Origin of the sequence: Pontibacter toksunensis, assembly GCF_042686245.1 — a bacterium.
GTDB lineage: Bacteria > Bacteroidota > Bacteroidia > Cytophagales > Hymenobacteraceae > Pontibacter > Pontibacter toksunensis.
In genome coordinates this window covers 385,014-404,159 of record NZ_JBHUOX010000001.1, presented here as the reverse complement: position 1 = coordinate 404,159, position 19,146 = coordinate 385,014, and the positions used below count along the sequence as shown (strand labels likewise).

General features: G+C 45.2%; 15 protein-coding genes. 4 read left to right on the top strand and 11 right to left on the bottom strand.

Translation table 11 applies throughout. From position 1 onward, the window contains the following. Nucleotides 1-229: 229 nt before the first annotated feature. Both ACFS7Z_RS01780 and ACFS7Z_RS01775 read right to left on the bottom strand, forming a co-directional pair. Nucleotides 230-3,343: a M4 family metallopeptidase gene (locus tag ACFS7Z_RS01780; RefSeq protein ID WP_377479958.1), complete on the bottom strand. Its 3,114-nt coding sequence runs from the start codon at nt 3,341-3,343 to the stop codon at nt 230-232. 517 nt (nt 3,344-3,860) lie between these two features. Beyond that, on the bottom strand, nt 3,861-4,679 hold the full coding sequence (locus ACFS7Z_RS01775; RefSeq protein ID WP_377479955.1) for an aminotransferase class IV: 819 nt from the start codon (nt 4,677-4,679) through the stop codon (nt 3,861-3,863). Nucleotides 4,680-4,793: 114 nt separating this feature from the next. Here ACFS7Z_RS01775 and msrA point away from each other — a divergent pair, with 114 nt between their 5' ends. Next, on the top strand, nt 4,794-5,474 hold the full coding sequence (gene msrA, locus ACFS7Z_RS01770; RefSeq protein ID WP_377479952.1) for a peptide-methionine (S)-S-oxide reductase MsrA: 681 nt from the start codon (nt 4,794-4,796) through the stop codon (nt 5,472-5,474). A 69-nt stretch (nt 5,475-5,543) separates the two neighbouring features. Further along, nucleotides 5,544-5,948, top strand: a complete 405-nt coding sequence (locus ACFS7Z_RS01765; RefSeq protein WP_377479949.1) for a phage holin family protein — start codon at nt 5,544-5,546, stop codon at nt 5,946-5,948. 95 nt (nt 5,949-6,043) lie between these two features. On the opposite strand, the gene ACFS7Z_RS01760 is transcribed toward ACFS7Z_RS01765, so the two are convergent. Next, the gene (locus ACFS7Z_RS01760) at nt 6,044-6,682 is read right to left on the bottom strand and encodes a TlpA disulfide reductase family protein (RefSeq protein WP_377479946.1); all 639 of its coding nucleotides are present in this window, start codon (nt 6,680-6,682) and stop codon (nt 6,044-6,046) included. Between the two features lie 481 nt (nt 6,683-7,163). Between ACFS7Z_RS01760 and ACFS7Z_RS01755 the strand changes: the two genes are divergently transcribed. Continuing rightward, nucleotides 7,164-8,813 (top strand): NADP-dependent glyceraldehyde-3-phosphate dehydrogenase, encoded by a 1,650-nt coding sequence (locus ACFS7Z_RS01755; RefSeq protein ID WP_377479943.1) that lies wholly within the window; start codon nt 7,164-7,166, stop codon nt 8,811-8,813. An 83-nt stretch (nt 8,814-8,896) separates the two neighbouring features. On the opposite strand, the gene ACFS7Z_RS01750 is transcribed toward ACFS7Z_RS01755, so the two are convergent. The 7 genes from ACFS7Z_RS01750 to ACFS7Z_RS01720 form a co-directional block, all read right to left on the bottom strand. Further along, entirely contained in the window at nt 8,897-9,298 is a 402-nt protein-coding gene (locus ACFS7Z_RS01750) for a GlcG/HbpS family heme-binding protein (protein ID WP_377479940.1), read from the bottom strand. Nucleotides 9,299-9,540: 242 nt separating this feature from the next. Next, on the bottom strand, nt 9,541-10,443 hold the full coding sequence (locus tag ACFS7Z_RS01745) for a glycosyltransferase family 2 protein (RefSeq protein WP_377479937.1): 903 nt from the start codon (nt 10,441-10,443) through the stop codon (nt 9,541-9,543). A gap of 89 nt (nt 10,444-10,532) precedes the next feature. Beyond that, entirely contained in the window at nt 10,533-11,573 is a 1,041-nt protein-coding gene (locus ACFS7Z_RS01740) for a glycosyltransferase family 2 protein (RefSeq protein ID WP_377479935.1), read from the bottom strand. 544 nt (nt 11,574-12,117) lie between these two features. Continuing rightward, entirely contained in the window at nt 12,118-13,251 is a 1,134-nt protein-coding gene (locus ACFS7Z_RS01735; RefSeq protein ID WP_377479933.1) for a tetratricopeptide repeat protein, read from the bottom strand. 71 nt (nt 13,252-13,322) lie between these two features. Continuing rightward, nucleotides 13,323-15,893 (bottom strand): DNA gyrase subunit A, encoded by a 2,571-nt coding sequence (gyrA, locus tag ACFS7Z_RS01730; protein ID WP_377479930.1) that lies wholly within the window; start codon nt 15,891-15,893, stop codon nt 13,323-13,325. Nucleotides 15,894-15,975: 82 nt separating this feature from the next. Beyond that, a complete protein-coding gene (locus ACFS7Z_RS01725; RefSeq protein ID WP_377479927.1) occupies nt 15,976-16,218 on the bottom strand; it encodes a hypothetical protein in 243 nt (80 codons plus the stop codon). A 131-nt stretch (nt 16,219-16,349) separates the two neighbouring features. Beyond that, a complete protein-coding gene (locus ACFS7Z_RS01720; RefSeq protein WP_377479924.1) occupies nt 16,350-17,120 on the bottom strand; it encodes an SDR family oxidoreductase in 771 nt (256 codons plus the stop codon). Nucleotides 17,121-17,292: 172 nt separating this feature from the next. Here ACFS7Z_RS01720 and ACFS7Z_RS01715 point away from each other — a divergent pair, with 172 nt between their 5' ends. Then, nucleotides 17,293-18,021 carry a hypothetical protein gene (locus tag ACFS7Z_RS01715; protein WP_377479921.1) on the top strand — a complete coding sequence of 243 codons (729 nt, stop codon included), beginning with the start codon at nt 17,293-17,295 and terminating at the stop codon, nt 18,019-18,021. A gap of 33 nt (nt 18,022-18,054) precedes the next feature. Here the strand turns inward: ACFS7Z_RS01715 and ACFS7Z_RS01710 are convergent, their stop codons facing one another. Beyond that, on the bottom strand, nt 18,055-19,083 hold the full coding sequence (locus tag ACFS7Z_RS01710; protein WP_377479918.1) for a metal-dependent hydrolase: 1,029 nt from the start codon (nt 19,081-19,083) through the stop codon (nt 18,055-18,057). Nucleotides 19,084-19,146: the final 63 nt, after the last annotated feature.

Below are 19,146 nucleotides of genomic sequence, written 5' to 3'. Positions count from 1 at the left end.
AGTTAATACACATCAATAATCACAAATGTAGAAACGAATTCTGAAAGTAAAGCCTGATCGGGTCTTAAATGAAAATCAGTAGGGCACATTCTTCTGCCTTTAGGTTTACACAAGACAGTATCTGAGGGCTATATACTGGTTTAAGGACGTGATTAAGTGTAACACCTGAAAACTTAAAACCCCTGACCAGCAGTGCCAGTCAGGGGTTTTAAAAATTTAGAGCCCTATGTTATTGTTTTACAATGCGCTGGTAATGTCGCTTCTGTCCATCGTGTACTTCCAGTAAATATATGCCTGACGGAAGGGATGAGACATTGATGTCAGTACTTCCGTGGCGGAGTTCCACCTTCAGCAAGGCTGCACCAGTCATACTCAACACGCTTACAGTTGCCTCTTTAGCAGGAGTTGATACAAAGATGTGGCTGGCAGCAGGATTAGGGTATACAACAACATCCTGCGACACTTCATTGCCAAGAGACTTTACCTCTAGGCTCTGTGTACCGACAATACCCTGAAATGTGTTCGTGATGTTCACACTATAATCTTCCACCTCTCCGTAGCCAAAGCTTTCACAAGCTGTCTGAGCAGCATTGTACTTCATGGACACCCGCATTCTCGTTTTACCTAACAATGCGGCAGAAGGCACATTAACAGAAGCACTTAAGGTTGAGCTGCTGGTAGAGGAACCACTTACCACCATTTCACCGGCATCCTCAAAGTCACCATCCTGGTTAAAATCGATCCATACTTTCCAATATTCCGTGTAGGCAGTGCTGGAGAAGCCGGTACTGATGTAGATGGTGTTGCTGCTTCCGCGCGCCACGTTAGCAGTAAGGCTGGTGAAGTCTTTATACCCGCCGTCGTTGCCCGTCACGTTCTTAAACCCGCCAAACTCTACTAAATCTATCCATTCGTAGCTGGCATTGCCACCCTTAGAGGCGCAATAGCTTACAACGGCAGCGCCAGTAGTAAAGGTTTTAGAGGCAGAGAAGGCAGATGTGCCGCTGGAACAGGTACTGCTCACCTGGAATTCATACTGCTTAGCCGCAGCCAATCCGGTGGCGTTTGCAGATGTTCCGGTCAAGGTGCTGGAGCTCCAGGTGGTGGTGCCCACAATACGGAATCGAACACTGTAACTGCTTGCGCCGGAAACTGCTGCCCAGGACAAAGAAGCCGATGAGGCCGTAATATTTGTAGCCGCTAAACTTGCCGGTACTGCACAAGTAGCAGGAGCAGTAAAGCTGACGGCATAATCTTCTACCTCCCCATAGTTAAACGTTTCGCAGACTGTTTGCGCGCCATTATACTTCATGGAAACCCGCATCCGCGTAGTGCCGGATGCTGCAGAAGAAACTGTTATGTTACCGGATACAGCTGTTGCGTTAAGTTTTCCAGCATCATACACAAGTTCGCCGGCATCCTCAAAATTGCCATCCTTGTTATAGTCTATCCATACTTTCCAGTATTCGTTGTAAGCAGTGGCGGTGTAGCCGGGGGTAAGGGTAAAGGCATAGGTGCCACCTGCAGAGAGGCTGATGGTTTTACCTGTGAAGTCTGAATAACCGGCCGCGGTTGAAGTATTGCTGAAACTGCCCACCTTTACGCCGGCTATCCACTCGTCTGCATTGCTTTTACCTTTAGAAGCACAATAGGTTAACTCTCCAAACTTGCCACCTACTCCCACAGCGTGCCAGGCATTAGTAGCCTGGAGCACCTGGTTAGAACCCTGTCCGAAAAGATCAGTTGCCGCCTGTATAGAATAGGTGCGGGCATCAGCATAACCGGAGTTAGAGGTAAGGTAAACAGTTTCCATACGGTACACTATCTTTGCTGCATCTGTTATGCCTATACCAGATACACTAAAAGTAGTGCCGTGATCATTGGTGCCAGACTTGCCTACTGAAAGCAGGTAAAACCAGTAATTCAGTACACCACTGTTTGTGTGCACGCCGCCATTGTCCTCTGTGCCGCTGTACCAGTGGGTGCCTTTGTAGGTGTCGGGTTGTCCTTCTGCATTCGGATCGCTCATAGAACGGAGTGCAGGGCGCTGCTTGTCGATGTCTTCCCCAATCAGCCAGGTGGCCTTTGTTGGTGCCGCATACTGCTCAACAGCAGCTGCCCATATATCAGATAAGCCCTCATTCAGCGCCCCAGACTCATTGCTGTAAACCAGGCTTGCCGTGCTGGAGCAAACAGCGTGGCCAATTTCGTGCGCTCCCACATCCAGGCTGGTCAGCGCGTCGAAACGCGTTGCTCCGTCGCCGTACGTCATCACAGAACCGTTCCAGAAAGCATTCTCATAACTCTTGTCATAGTGCACATAGCTTTTGATTTTTGCTCCGGCATTATCATAGCTGTTGCGGTTATGGCGGTTTTTAAAGTAATCGTACGTTTTCTGGGCTGCCCAATGTGCATCGAGCGCCGCATTGTCTTTGGCCGTGTTGTTAAATTCGCCGTCTGTCCAGCTGTTGTTAGCATCCGTAAAGTCTGTCGCCGTATTATAGCTGGTGCCGGTTTTACAGTTATAGGTCTCGATGCCGCCCCCTCTGGAAAGATCTCTCAGCCGGAAGCTGCCATTGTAGCTGTCAGTAGCAATGGTCTGGGTGCCACTGTAACGTGTTGTTGCTGATCCGGAGGCTACAGCATGTTTAATGATGGCATCTTTATGAACAACTTCCCCTGTTTGTGCATCCACATAAATGAAGTCACGGCTCAGCGGCTCCTGCGCGTAAATGTTGAACTTCCAGGCAAGTACAGGCTCCTCGCGTCTTTCTTTAGAAGGTGAGAGGTAATTGTTGACGATTACAAGCTCCCCTTTCGGGAAAAAAGTAGCCTCAGGTTTCCCCTCTGTCTTTTTAATCCAGGCTTCCTGTTCCGGGTCATCCCACATATACTTTCGGGCTCCCACAAAAGCCACAGCTCTCTGCATAGCCGCTTTTTCAGCCAGGGCAGGCTTTGTGTTCAGCTTTTTAATTTTCTTAATTTCTCCGTTGATAGACTCTACAATGCCGTTCCTGCTATGCACATGATAGCTGCCATACTCTACCCGTACTTCCTTGTAGTACTGAGCAAAACGCTGGTGCTGAAAACCATTCACATCTGTTTCCTGTTTTACCGGCTTCAGCTCGTCTTCTGCTTTCAGATTCAGGTAGGTGCTCAGCACTTGGCTGGCCTGATCAGCACGGAAACTTTCCTTGCCGTTAACTTTGAACTTGATAAAAGCTGGTGCTCCGTTCGCATCCTCCAGCTTTTCCTTCACACGCTCCAGCTGCTGTGCATACCCTTCTTGGTTAAAAAACAAACCACCCACAAACAGGGAGGCATAGACGTAAAATTTCCTCATAGGAATTAACATAAAAATGAAACATGGATACTGAAGCAAAATGGTTGTTTGTGCTTGGAATGGAAGACTATAGTGCAGCTAGAAGCAGCCTTTAGCGGAGAAGCATTTCTTAAACCTGGAAGCAGGTAAAAGGTGCATGAGTTGTAAGCTTGAATAGGTATAGAGACTTGACACCAGTATTAAAATTCCCCAAGCTGCATTCGGAGATACAGCAGATTAATATTTGTGTGTATATATATAGCCCTTATACTAAATACGTTGTGTTAAGAACAAGAGTTCTTTTATTTTTCAAGTATAAAAAATAATATTTAGAAGAAAAATAATTCAGTCCATTAAGAAAAAAAGTTTTTTTTGAAGTATGGTAGAATGGGTTTGGATTTCCTGCCTCAGTAGAATAATGACTCCGGCTGAAGCAGGAACGCTTTAGGAAAAAAAGGAATTGAATACAAGGTAAGGAAGGTAATGCCTGAAGATGATTATAAAATAAGGTGGCTTTTTTCAGACCTATCAGAAGCTTCTACACCGATAGATCCCGGGCTAGCTGCTCTACCAGGGGGTGCCGTGTAGAAACAGAAACTTCTTCTATAGCGGCTATTCTTTTGATGCCTGTTACATTGGCAGAAAATACCCCATCAGAATGATATAGTTGATCGATGTCGCCTAAAACCTCTGCAACTTCTACTTTATGCTGCTGGCACCAGCGCACAATGTTCCGGCGCAGCACACCATTTATACAGCCCGTGCTCAGGGCGGGGGTGAAGACCCTGTTTTCTCTTACCCACAAAATATTGGAGGAGGTGAGTTCTGACACCTTGTTCTGAAGGTCGAGCAGCACTAAGTCATCAAGATTGCGCTTGTCCTTCTCCATGGCAGCCAAAACGTACATAGGTGCGTTTGGTCCTTTAAAATGAGAGAGGGGAGAATACTGCGTGCGAACCTGGCGGCATAAACCAACTTGGAGTGGCAACGCAGAAGGAGGTGTTGCCTGTTGTGCAGTTGCCAGCCACTCCACCTGATTTGTCTCAGGTGTATACAACCCGCCGCCAGACCTCCAGACTTTCAGCTTGAGCCTGGCGTATGCTGTTGCCTGCTGTTTTGCTGCCAGTTTCAACAGCTTTTCCTCAAATGAAGTTAAGGTGAAATAGGGGGGAAGAGCTAAGTGGAGAGCAGCAGCTGCTTCCTGCATACGCAGCAGGTGGTCCTGCCAGAAGCATAAACTTCCCCGCCTGATGATAATTGTTTCAAAGAAACCATCGTTAAACTGAAAAGCCCTGTTTGAAAGTGGCAGCCGCAACTCGCTTTCGTGCAGCAGGTGGTTGTTGTATAGCAGTTGCATGTTAGGATAGATTTCCTTGGCTAATCAAAGATAGGCAGCGACAGCACCTGTACAAACTAAATCTGCTGAAAGCTTGTTGTCGTTAAGAAGAATTATAAACTCAACATGTAACCCATGACAATAGCTAAAATTTACTTTTTATTACCTCTCTTATTTCTTTTCACCTCCTGCACCGAAGCCAGCACCGACCAGACGACGAGCAGCCTGGCCAGTGAGGCTGGTAAGACGATATTACCTGAAGACACGGCAGGATTGGCTAAGGCGACTTTTGCCGGAGGTTGTTTCTGGTGTACGGAAGCTTACTTTGAGCGATTACAAGGTGTGGAGGCGGTTATTTCCGGCTATTCTGGTGGTACCAAAGCGAATCCGAATTACAGTGAGGTAAGTGCCGGCGAAACAGATTATGCTGAGGCTGTACAGGTATACTATAATCCGGAGCAAATCTCTTATCAGGAGCTGTTAGAGGTGTTTTTTGCCACACATGATCCTACTACCCTCAACAGGCAGGGTCCGGATTATGGCAAACAGTACCGCTCGGTGGTATTTTACCGCACACCGGAAGAGAAAAAGATTGTTGATGATTTTGTTCGGCATCTGGATGAAGCTGGTGTTTACCGTGACGATATCGTAACTAAAATTCAGCCTTTCAAAAAGTTTTGGGATGCAGAAGGTTATCATCAGGATTATTATGTTAACAATCCTTCTGACCCTTATGTAGTGTCAGTGGCTAGGCCTAAAGTAGCAAAATTCGAGGCTAATTTCCGCAATAAGCTGAAGCCAGAGTATAGGGATTAGTATTTATTCCTATCAAAAACGTCAATGCCTCCGTAGTAGTGTTCTATAGATAAACAACAAAACAACACTATGGAATTTATAATTAACTTATTCATTACTGCCGGCGTCATTCTGATACTGGCTTACGCCATGTCCAGTGTGCATGTAAAGAGCTTCTGGACGGCCTTATGGGTTGCTTTTTTGATTGCCATTTTCAATGCTACTATCGGTTGGCTTTTAGGAGGATTGCTTAACCTGGTTACCTTTTTCTTACTGGAAGCCATTATTAGTATTTTCGTGGTTTCCCTGATGATAAAGCTGGTGGACATGCTGGTGGGTAATTTCAAAGTAGATGGATTTCTGCCAGCAGTCATCATAGCCATTGCAACAGCAATAGCTATTGCGGCAGTAAGCTGGCTCCGGGGCGGAAACGAAGAATACACAAAGCTAGACCAGGCTCCGGAGCAAACAGAAATAATGATGGCTGCAAAATAGCTTGGCTATAAAAGTTAAAAGGGTCCTGCCATGTCATGTTGCAGGATCTTTTTTTTACCTTCATTTCCTTTTTCTTTTCTATAGGTAGATTACTTTTACTTTGCCATACTTAGGAGAAACTCACGCATTTCTTTCGTGTCGTATTCTGCCATTCCTTCCTGCCTTGCCACTATTTTACCTTCAGGTGATATAATGAATGTGGTAGGTATAGCTTCGCTGCTGAACTCCTCCGGAAGCAGCCCTGCAGGCATGTAAACAGGAAACGTAAAGCCTTTCTTTTGAATAAACTTCTGCACTTTGTCCACTCCTCTGTCATCTACTGATAGCATGACAAAAGCAATCTTATCTGAACCCACCTTTTCATATAGACGCTGTATGTTGGGCATTTCTGCCACACAGGGCGGGCACCAGGTAGCCCAGATGTTCAGGAATACTACTTTCCCTTTCAAGCTTTTGAAATCCACCGTGGCGCCATCCAGGGTGGTTAACTGAAAACCGCTTCCCACCACACCGGCTTCGCTTGCAGATGGTATTGCAGGTGAACCGGATTTTAAAAGTGCACCAGCAGCTTGTTCGGGCACGTCAGCGTTCAGAAGGCCGGTCTTTAGCATCAGCCGCTGTAACTGCCCGATGGCCTCTGTGTGCAAACCCGTGACATAGAGTACAGCAAAGGCAGCCAGTAATAATACCCACCCAGGAACCTTTTTGAGTGAAATTTGCTCTTTTTTCATCATAAGCGTTACTAATATAACCACATAACTAGCTAAATCTTATTTCCATAAGCTACTGTTAAAACAAATTGCTCTACAAAAACGAAGATACACTTTCTGGTGCCTCGTATAGCAATTAAGAAGCAAAGAGGAGGGATGAAAAACAAAAGTCAAATTTGCTTGTCCTTCCTTTGCATAAAAGAATGTATCCATAGTAGCACTGCCTTTTCCTTTCTCTTGCTTGGTTTCTTTATTACACAAGTAGCTATATAGCAAAACTAACACTTGTTAGCAATACTTCAATATTGTATGGATATACTTATGACTTTCTCAACAAAATCTTTGTATTGCTTTATTTAATGAAATTTATACTATAGTTTTGTGAATCTTTGACAGGCTTGCGGAGCCGAGGTGATACCATTCTTTTTTACAGAATGGCTTTCATCAGCACAAAAGATATGTAAAAAAGCTGCATCAATTTAATTCATAATCAAACCAACATGCAATGAGTGTAACAGACTTTGCAGAGAATGCAACGGAAGACCAGGTAAAATCAATTTTTGTTGCCGAACATCAGATTCCGGATGAGTTTAAACTAAAACAGGAAATTCATCAGCGCGAGTACCTATCTAACGGGGAAATGAAACAGTGGGAGGGAGCAGTGCATACTGTTTACTCCCCCGTAGCTGTTCAAACACCCGATGGGTATAAGCGCAAGGTTATTGGCACGTATCCTGTTTGCACCGAGAAAGAAGCTATTGAATCATTGGATGCCGCTGTGGCTGCCTATAACCATGGCCGCGGACAGTGGCCAACGATGAGTGTGCAGGACCGCATCCGTTGCGTGGAGCAGTTCACGCATAAAATGAAAGAGCAAAAGGACATAGTGGTGAAACTCATCATGTGGGAAATAGGAAAGTCTGTTGCGGATTCAGTAAAGGAGTTCGACAGAACTGTGGAGTATATTTATGCGACTATTGACGCCTTAAAAGACCTGGACCGGGATTCTTCCCGCTTCGAAATAGAGCAGGGTATTGTAGCGCAGATTCGTCGTTCGCCGCTGGGAGTGGTGTTATGCATGGGTCCGTTCAACTATCCGCTGAACGAAACCTTTACCACGCTTATCCCTGCACTCATCATGGGAAATACGCTGCTGTTTAAGCCGCCAAAGCACGGTACGCTATTGCATTACCCACTTTTGGAGGCATTTAAAGAATGTTTTCCGAAAGGAGTAGTGAATACAATCTATGGTCGTGGACATGCCATAGTGCCAGCGCTAATGCAGACAGGTCAAATCAACGTGCTAACATTGATAGGCTCCAGTAAAGTAGCCGATGAACTGAAGAAACTTCACCCGAAGGTGAACAGGCTTCGTGCCATACTGGGTTTGGACGCTAAAAATGCCGCCATCGTAACAGAAAATGCTGATGTGAGTTTGGCAGTTTCTGAAACGGTACTGGGCGCGCTTTCATTCAATGGGCAACGCTGTACTGCTCTTAAGATTATATTTGTGCACCGCTCCAAAGTAGACCAGTTCCTGGGGCAATTAAGTGAAGCTGTCAGTAAGCTGAAGATAGGAATGCCGTGGGAAAAAGGAGTAGCCCTGACGCCACTACCGGAGCCGCAAAAGCCTGCTTATCTAAAAGACTTAATTGATGATGCGGAAGCGTATGGCGCAGCGGTTATAAATAGAGGAGGAGGGGCTTCATTTGAATCCTTTGTTTATCCGGCCATACTATACCCGGTAAACCAAAAGATGAAAGTATACCGGGAGGAGCAATTTGGACCCGTAATTCCGGTCGTGCCTTTTGATGACCTGGAGGAGCCAATTCAGTACCTGATAGAGTCTACGCACGGGCAGCAGGTAAGTATTTTCAGTAACGATGCCACTGAAACAGCTTCTTTGATAGATCCACTGGTGAACCAGGTTAGCCGCGTCAACATTAACTGCCAGTGCCAGCGCGGACCCGACACCTTCCCGTTCACTGGCCGAAAAGACAGTGCCGAAGGTACTTTGTCTGTAGTGGATGCTCTACGTTCTTTCTCTATCCGATCTTTAGTTGCGACTAAGCTAAACGAAAACAACAAACAGCTCATCAATGAGATTGTGAACAAAGGCAATTCAAACTTCCTGAGCACCAAGTATATCTTCTAAGAAGCAGAAACATTTTTTTATAAAACAAAAGGAGTCGCAGCTCACAGCCGCGACTCCTTTTGTTTTAATTATTTTTTCCTGGTTTAATTAACGGCATTCATACCAGCTTCAGCTACAGTATGGTCGTTTTCTACGGTGCTTCCAGATACACCAATGGCACCTATCACTTCACCATTTCCGCTTTTAATCGGAATACCGCCTGGAAAAGTAATCAGTCCGCCGTTAGAGTGCTCAATGTTAAAAAGGGAGCCACCCGGCTGTGAAATTTGCCCGATATCACCAGTAGGCATATCAAAGAAGCGTGCCGTTTTTGCTTTTTTGATTGCGATGTCAATGGAGCCAAGCCAGGCGCCATCCATACGCGCGAAGGCAGTCAGGTTTGCGCCAGCGTCTACAATGGCAATGTTCATCTTCAGGTTTAGTTCCTGTGATTTTTCTGTCGCTGCTTTTATGGCTGCTTGTGCTTGATCTAATGATACATTCATTTGTTTTCAGTTTTTATTGTTGATGGTTCTTTTATTTACTCCCATAACTACTAACGTCGCATCCAAAGGTTTGGTAACTTAAGCTGTTATCGGCATACTTTCTTTCCCTATTCTATTTAACATAAAGTATATTATGAGTGACACTTAAAATAGATGTTTTACATCGTATATTATAAGTCTTATAATTTATATTATGTTAAATAGCATTCAACGTTACCTACCTATAGTAGCACCCTCATCTTCTAGTATGTTTTTAAAACTAACTTGATATAAAATTTTGCTATGTGATAATAGAGAATCGGCGATCTACTTAAACTGAGTGCAAGTTTGATTTGTGCCATGGCAGCTACTGTATTATGTGATTCGGCTAAAATAACGTTTGCTTTAGCTAAACAAAAAAGCGCACAACTTTTTTTCGACTTACACATGATGCCTTTCTTGTCAGCTGGTAAATAATTCTCTATGATATTCAATACATGCGCTAAATCTCTTGTATTCTGTCCTGTTTCATATTCAGGCCAAGAAATTGAGCCTTGATGCTTCCTGTATTCAGCCAGAGTTTCCGGAGTATAAGCAATTGGGTAATTTTTGGCAATTCGTGCCCACATTTCCCAATCTTCTCCATAAACAACACCGTAGAAGCTTCCCAAATTCTCATAAACCTCACGACGTACTACCATAGAAACATATTGAATATACTGATATTCAGAAATCTTTATCAACCCATCTTTTAGAATTTCATCTTTTTCTGCTAATGATTTGTGAAGTTTAATAGCATTACTATCAGTATTAATGTCTAAATAATTTGAAAAGGCAGCGCCTGCCGCTGGGTATTTGTCAAAGAGTAAGGCTATTTTACAGTAGAAACCCTGCTTTACTCGGTCATCGCCGTGTAGCAGATGCACCAGCCTGCCTCGGGCGCGGTTGATGCATGTTTCAAAATTACGCAGGCTACCCACGTTCTCTGGCTGGCGGTAATAGCACACTCTTCCTCCACCGATTTCCTTTACAATGGCCTCCACATCTGCATCAGTGCTTGCATCATCTACAACCTCTATCTGCATTTGCTCCTCCCCTATACCCTGAGCCAGCACACTTTGCAATGCTTCAGGTATGAAGTCAGCGCAGTTGTAGACCGGAATCATCACCGACCACAGTGGCCTTGGCACCCCGGCAGGTAGAGGTAAAATAGAGGGAGGCGATTGGGGAATACGCAACATGCTAGACCAAAGGATTAGGTATAGTGGTTCAAAAGAGTTATTCCAATAAAAGAATGAGCAGAAAACTTGATGAGAGCAAACTTCAAGCAGAATTTAAGCACACGTAAAACAACATAAGGTTTTTTACTTAGATGGAGTGCTGTTTTAATATATTCCTTAGCTAATAAGCTGTTATGGGTTTTCTTATAAATATTACTGGCTAACGCTATACTGTAAAGAGCACAATGTTTTTTTCCTTCAGCAATGATATGCTTTTTTATTCTTTCAGGTATATTCTCCTGCACAATATGCTCCTGTATAAGCGCTCGTGATTTGAGTAGTAAGTACAAACTCTGACCGGAAGTTTCCATACGATTGGACATAGAATTATCCAGCAGCCGGTATTCCGCAAGAATTTCTGGAGTATAAGCTATAGTATAATACCGCGCGATGCGTACCCACATTTCCCAATCCTCTGCGTAAGCCATTCCATAAAAGCTTCCCAAATGCTCATATACCTCACGACGCACAACCATAGAAGCATACTGAATGCGCTGCTTCTTGCATATCTGAACAAACCAGTCTTCTAATATTGTATCTTTTTGGGCTTCACAAGCGTTAGTGTGCGTCCTGTTCCCGTTTTTGTCGATGAAATTATATCTGCAGAAAGCAGCGCCTGCCACTGGGTATTTGTCAAAGAGTAAGGCTATTTTACGGTAGAAACCCTGCTTTACCCGGTCATCGCCGTGTAGCAGATGCACCAGCCTGCCTCGGGCGCGGTTGATGCATGTTTCAAAATTACGCAGGCTACCCACGTTCTCTGGCTGGCGGTAATAGCACACTCTTCCTCCACCGATTTCCTTTACAATGGCCTCCACATCTGCATCAGTGCTTGCATCATCTACAACCTCTATCTGCATTTGCTCCTCCCCTATACCCTGAGCCAGCACACTTTGCAATGCTTCAGGTATGAAGTCAGCGCAGTTGTAGACCGGAATCATCACCGACCACAGTGGCCTTGGCACCCCGGCAGGTAGAGGTAAAATAGAGGGAGGCGAATGGGGATTACGCAACATACTAAACTAAAGAAGCAAATGAATTACAAACGCTAAGAAATGCGAAATATTATAGGGTTTGCTATAGTACGATTAACTCAGTAAAGTATCACATTATGCATCTATGTTATTTAAAAGTGAAAAAAGAGCCTTTTTATATTTAGAAAATGAACTTAGGTAAAATTTTTTTCATGAAAACAAGATAATATAATGATTATAATTTAAAAGAGAAAATTATCATGTTTAAACCTTAATGCTCAAATAAAAAAACATAAATCATCCCGAATTTTAGGATTTAGAATAAAAAAGGATAGAATGATGTTTTCTACCTGTCCCGTTTTTTCTCCCACCGGCAGGAGACTTTCCTCTTCCCCTTCCTCGAGAAACTCGCCGCCTTGCTGGATGTTGCTGCGGCAGGCCTGCCATAGAACAGAAAAGCGGCCCAGGAATACTCCTGCACCGCTTTACCGTATCCGATTGGCACTGGCCAACATCCTCAATGAATTTACCGCCTACTCCCGATTAGAAAGTTTGGGATGATTTAAATTTCAATTTATTCTAATTATTACTGATTCAGCATAGCGCTGATTTTCTCAGCATCAGCCTTACGCTCTAAACGTGTGTAAAGCTTAATCAGGTTCTGCATAGTTGCCTGATCTTTTGGCTGAATCTCAAGAGCCTTCTCAAAGTATGGCAATGCCGCCTGGTAGTGCTTCTTGGCTTCAGCTTCTAAAGCCTTACCTTTTTTCTGATATGTTGCATAGTCCATCTTTGCTGCTCTGTTGTTTACATCAGCACCTTTGTTGAACTCAAGCACACCCAGGTTATAGTTTGCATCAAAGTTGTTAGGCTCGATTTCAATAGCCTTCTTATACGTTGCTGTAGCACCGTCCAGATCCTTCTTGCGCTCTAACAGGTTTCCTTTCACTGCTAAAAGACTGGCATTGGATGGATCAGCTGCAATGGCTTTATCCAGTTTCTCCATTGCTTCTTCGCCACGGTCGTTCTTCAGGTAATAGCGAAGCTCTTCCTGCATCAGGTAAACGCTGTTTGGCTGCTTCTCTAATCCGGCAGACAAAGTTTTCATCACTTCTTCATCAGAAGCTTCGGTGGCCTGCATCAACTGGATTTTGTTTTTGTAAACATCCTCTGTAGTGTGGCCCATTTTTATCAGGTTGTCATAGAAACCAATGGCAGCCGGGTAATCTTTGTTAGCTGTTGAGGCATAAGCCGCATATAAAACGGATGTGGTATCAGTGGGGTTGATTTTGCTGGCCAGTTTGTACTTCTCAATGGCGTTCTCCCAGTCTTGGTTGTTATGGAATTCTACCGCCTGGTTCAGCACCTGGCCGTACAGTTGCTCTTTGCGGGCAGGTACCTGCTTGGCAAACTCACCATTATTACCATCCAACTCAAGCGTTTTGTCGAACGACTCCAGAACAATAAGTGGTGTTTTGTCATCAGTCATCTTACCATAAATCGGGTTGCCGATCATGTCCTGGTAAATTACACCTCTGTAAAACCAGGTCTTGGCTTTGTCTTTGGTTTTCTTATGTTCAATGGCCTGGTTAATACTTTCCTGGGCTTTGTCCAGCGTACCGTTCTTGTGGTTCAGGATAGCGCTGTTTACGGCCGAGTTTTGTGCACTTGCTACCGATATGGTTGCGGCTGCTAAGGCTGTTAAAAGTACTTTTTTCATATTATATTTGAATGGTTTGTGATTGTTTGTGTAACGTTAATTACTTAAAGATTAGTTCGTTTACGTTTAATTTATACTTCTTCAGTGTTCTCAGGCTCATCGTCAGCTTTATCCGGATCTATCATGTCATCCGGTTGCAAAGACTCTTCAGGAGTCAGTTCAGATTGATCCAAAACAGCCTCCACTATCTCCTCCTCGTTCTCCATCTCTACTTTAGCTACTGACGAAATCTGGTCGTTCTCATTCAGTTTAATCAGGCGAACACCTTGCGTGGCTCGTCCGATAACCCGCAATTCGCTCACATTTAACCTGATGGTGATGCCGGAACGGTTGATAATCATCAGGTCGTCCGTGTCAATCACACCTTTTATGGCAACCAGTTTTCCAGTTTTTTCTGTCACATTCATGGTTTTTACACCCTTACCGCCCCGGTTTGTGATGCGGTACTCTTCTAAAAGAGAGCGTTTACCAAAACCGTTTTCAGAAACCACTAAAAGCTCTGTGTTCTCATCTGTAACACAAACCATACCAACTACCTTGTCTGCCGGTCCGCCAAGAGTTACGGCGCGAACCCCTGCCGCGTTGCGTCCCATGCCCCGAACCTGGCTTTCGTTAAAGCGGATGGCCCTGCCAGACTCCAGCGCGATGATGATTTCACTACTGCCGTTTGTCAACTGCACATCCAGCAGGCGGTCCCCATCGTTAATGGTAATCGCGTTGATACCGTTGGTGCGAGGGCGTGAATACGCTTCCAGCGCGGTTTTCTTGATAGTACCCTGCTCTGTAATGAATACCAGGTTGTGGTTGAGCACATAATCCTCATTCTTCAGGTCACGCACATTCAGGACAGCACGTACATTGTCGTCTTTCTCTATCTGAATGAGGTTCTGAATGGCGCGCCCTTTCGTGGTCTTCCCTCCTTCTGGCAACTCATAAACTTTGAGCCAAAACACGCGGCCATACTCTGTGAAGAACAGCATATGGTGGTGCGTGTTTGCAATAAACAGGTGCTCAGTGAAATCACTTTCCTTTGATGCGGCCACTCCCCTTGATCCTACTCCGCCGCGGCTTTGGCTGCGGTACTCGCTCAGGGAAGTACGCTTGATATAGCCTTCGTGGGAGATGGTGATCACCATGTTCTCTTCCGGGATCATGTCTTCGTAAGATATATCGCCGGTGCTGGCCTCAATGCCGGTGCGCCGTCCGTCCCCGTACCGATCCCTGATCTCTGTCAGTTCGTCTTTAATGATCTGCATGCGCAGGCCCTCATCGTTCAGAATAGAAGTTAAATAATCAATCAACTTCATAATTTCCTGGAATTCCTGCTGAATTTTGTCACGCTCCAGGCCGGTGAGACGCTGCAGACGCATGTCCAAGATGGCACGAGCCTGAAGCTCAGATAAACCGAAGCGCTCTATCAAGCCATTTCGGGCTATCTCCGGATCACGGGAAGAACGAATCAGGTTGATAACCTCGTCCAGGTTGTCCAGTGCTATGAGCAAACCTTCTAGGATGTGCGCCCGTTTCTTCGCCTCGTCCAGTTCATAATTCGTGCGGCGGATAACCACCTCATGGCGGTGCTCCACAAAGTAATGAATCAGCTCTTTCAGGTTCAGCGTCATCGGGCGACCTTTCACAAGCGCCACGTTGTTCACGCCAAATGAAGACTGCAGTGCCGTATACTTGTACAGGTTGTTGAGTACTACATTCGGTATAGCATCGCGCTTCAGGTCATACACAATACGTAATCCATCACGGTCAGACTCGTCACGTAAATCGGCTATGCCCTCAATTTTCTTCTCATTAACAAGGGCAGCCGTCTTTTCAATCATAGATGCCTTGTTTACCATGTAAGGGATTTCTGTTACGATAATCTGCTCCTTACCGGAAGGGGTTGTTTCAAAAATTGCACGCCCACGCATCAATACACGGCCACGGCCTGTTTCAAAAGCAGATTTCACACCATCATAACCATGAATGATACCACCAGTCGGGAAGTCCGGTGCAGTGATGAACTGCATCAGTTCAGCTACGGTAATGTCCTTGTTTTCAATATACGCGATGGTGCCGTTTACTACCTCAGTCAGGTTATGAGGTGCCATGTTCGTAGCCATTCCCACTGCTATACCAGATGTACCGTTTACGAGCAGGTTCGGAAACTTGGCAGGCATCACTGATGGCTCTTTCAACGAGTCATCGAAGTTTGGCACAAAATCAACGGTGTTCTTTTCCAGGTCTGCAAGCAGCTCGTCAGCAATTCTTTTGAGTCGCGCTTCTGTATAACGCATCGCAGCGGGTGAGTCACCGTCTATAGAGCCATAGTTACCCTGGCCATCTACCAACGGGTATCGTAAAGACCATTCCTGGGCCATACGTACCATGGTTTCGTAAACAGAAGAGTCCCCGTGCGGGTGATATTTACCCAGCACCTCTCCTACTATCCTGGCCGATTTTTTATAGGCTTTGTTATAAGATACCCCCAGTTCAGACATACCGTAGAGCACACGGCGGTGCACAGGCTTCAGTCCGTCCCGAACGTCGGGTAAGGCTCTTGAAATGATAACAGACATTGAGTAGTCGATATACGCACCGCGCATTTCGTCTTCAATGTTGATCGGTATTATTCTTTCGCCTTCGATCATGTCTAAAATCTAAATGTTTTTTGTTTAGGTTGATAGTTTAACGCATGCAATTTAGGTATAAATGACTAAACTGCTATATAGCCTAATTCTTGTTTCTACTGTTGTCTTTCCTGTCTGGCACCTTCTCCTGGGAAGTTTTAGGAAGCTTCTCTCCCATTTTAGGGTGCTGCTTTTTCCAGATGGGCTGGCCCCTGAACTCCTGTTCGCCATGCGGGTGTACCATTCGCACCTGACAAGAGACAATAGGACAAGCTGGTTTACAGGAAAAGACAGTAGCAGAAAGTAGTGCAATGAGGGTGACAATCAGTACTCTGGGTGTAGCCATAGAATCAGGTTAAAAAAAGCCTGCTACTACAGCAGGCTCTTAATCCATATCATACAAAAGTAAGCATATTTGCTTTAAAAATCCAGATTTATCAGCAGTACTTTCTGCCTCTGAAAATAGCTCCAGGCCCTCTACAAAGGGTGAAATCCGTTGATGGTAAAGCCTCCGTCAACGGCGAGTGTTTGCCCGGTTATGTAAGCCGCCGCGGGCATGCAAAGAAAGGACACAGCACCGGCCACATCTTCGGGTCTGCCTACCTGCTGCATGGGTGTTCTGCTTACCACTGCATCATGGAATTCTTTGTTTTGCAGTACAGTCTGGGCCAGCGGAGTGCTGATGTACCAGGGGGCAATTGCATTTACCCGTATGCCGTCCTTTGCCCATTCAGCGGCAAGGTTACGGGTTAGCTGGTTCATGGCCGCTTTCGTCATACCATAGATGCTGCCGGTGCGCACATGCACCAAACCAGCCACAGACGAAACATGTATGATATTTCCCTGACTTGACTTTTGAAGCAGCGGATATAGCTGGCGGTTTAGGTCAAAGGCAGAACGGAGGTTGGTGTTCATCACAAAGTCGTATTCATCTGGTGTATAGTCTGCTGTCGGCTTCCTGATATTCGTTCCCACGTTATTGATGAGGATATCCAGCGCTCCCCATTGTTCCTGTACCTTGTCGGCCAAAGCCTGGCGTCCTTGTGGGGTACTTATATCTGCTGAAAAAGAAAAAAGCCTTTCCGGATATTTTTCCTTCAGGCGCTGCAGGTCTTCCTCTTTACGGGCAACAGCCAGTACTTCTGCTCCCAGTGAAATGAAATCATCTACAATTGCCGCTCCTATACCTTTCGATCCGCCCGTTACAACAGCTTTTTTACCTGCTAGTGTCCACCTGTTTTGTGTCATTTTGTAAATTTTAATAATTCTAAATCAGATTTAAATTGTTTGCTCTTATCTTACATTATGAAGTTAGGTACAAGCACCTCCTGTTAATGATTCAAATAAGTCGGCATCAGGTAGGTACTCTCAAAGATCCTATAGATTCAGTTCTTCTAACTACTCATAAAAACTTAAAGTTATGGTCAGAATCGCACTTTTCCTCCCCCTTGTTTTTGCCACACAGGCCGCTTTTGCTCAGGCTTCTGTTCCCATTGGTCTTGATGCAGAACGTAATCTGGCAGAATTAGGGAATAGCACCAATGCCACCATGGTTCGTACGTACGATAATAGGTACGAGGGAGTAAAGGGCACTCCATTTTTCAGTGCAGAATGGAACAAAGCGACCCTCACAAAAAACAATACTATCTACCGCAATCTGGATGTTAAGTATAACGTGTATGAAAATAAAATAAACTACCGTACTCCTGAAGGGAAAGAGTTTATTCTTGAACCACACAAAATTGATGATTTTGTACTGACAGACGATAAAACAGGACACGAGCTGCAATTCAAGAAGCTTCCTGTCCTGGCTTCCGAAGATGATAAGCTCGTGAACAGATTTGTTGCTGTTGTTTATGATGGCGCTCAGGTGCAACTGGTAATGGTGCCGGAAAAAGACTTCATAAAAGCTAATTACACCGGGGCTTATAGCACAGGAAACAAGTATGATGAATTGGCAGATGTGCAGACATACTATCTCATAGGCCCTGGTAAAAAAGCCGAAAAGGTAAAGTTAAACAGAAAGAACCTGTTGAGGGCGCTGCCAGACAAACAGAACAAGGTGCAGGAATATGCCCTCTCCTCAAAGTTAGATTTAGATACGGCTGACGGATGGGCAAAAGCCCTCGCCTACTATGAATCGCTTTAAACTACTTTGCCTTTACAAGATAAAAGGTGCTGCTTAAGCGCCTTTTTCTTTTATACCCCTTATCCGCCGCCAGTAAGACTGCAGATAGGCTTTATCTACTCTGGGCCTGTTGTTTATCTCCTCAACCTGCAGTTCTCCCTGCTCGTTCTGCCACACATGGTATACAAATACATACTGGCCTCCCTCCTCCCGCCAGCCATCAAACTTTCCGAAGCGCAGGTCCTGAATCAGGATGCCCTCCTCTGCGGGTACAACAGCAAAATAGCCCTTCGTTATTTCCAGGAGTTCCTCCAGTTTAGGGTTCCCTCTATAGGGCTGCAGCAGTTCGGCCTGCTGCGGCACAAATTCAAAATCAATAGCATGCTCTTTATCCAGCAATGAGTAAAACCCATTGTAAAAACCCTCTTCACCCTTTGCTGTAAGAGACCAGAATATGGTATTCAGAGGCGTAGGCTTGCTGATGTATTCACTATAGCTGATGTTTTGCTGCTGCATGCTTTCTTCAAAAGCATTGTTTGCAGATGCCTTGGCTATAAATGAAAACAGCAGGTATACCGTGCTGAGGGCTAGGCCGGCATAGTTCAGGAAGCGCCTTTTCGAGTTACGCCGTGCGTAAAAAGCTGCGGCCAGCACACAGACAAGAAATGGGAGAGTATAGAGGGGGTCAACTACGAATATATTGTAAAAAGCAACGCCGTAGTTGCTGAAAGGCCAGAGTAACTGTGTACCCCAGGTGGTGCAACTGTCCAACAAGGCATGGGTGGTGAAGCCTAAAAAGAAAAGTAAAGCCCAGTCCCGGAAGGTGGCATGCTGATGCCTGTAAAGCCGCCTCAGTAGCCAGCCCAGAACAGGTGAAGCAACAACAGCAAAGAGAAGTGAATGCGTTATGGACCGATGAAAGCTTAACTGCTCCACAGTATCCAGCCACGGGTTAAGCAGTACGTCAAGATCTGGTATGGTGCCTGCAATACCTCCCCAGACCATGGCCTTGTTACCAAGCCTTTTGCCTGCCACAGCCTCCCCAACAGAGGCACCTAACACTATTTGCGTTAATGAATCCATATGTTCTTTCTCTGCTTCTTATGCCCCTCGTAAATTATGCCTTTGCAACTCACATTCGCCGGC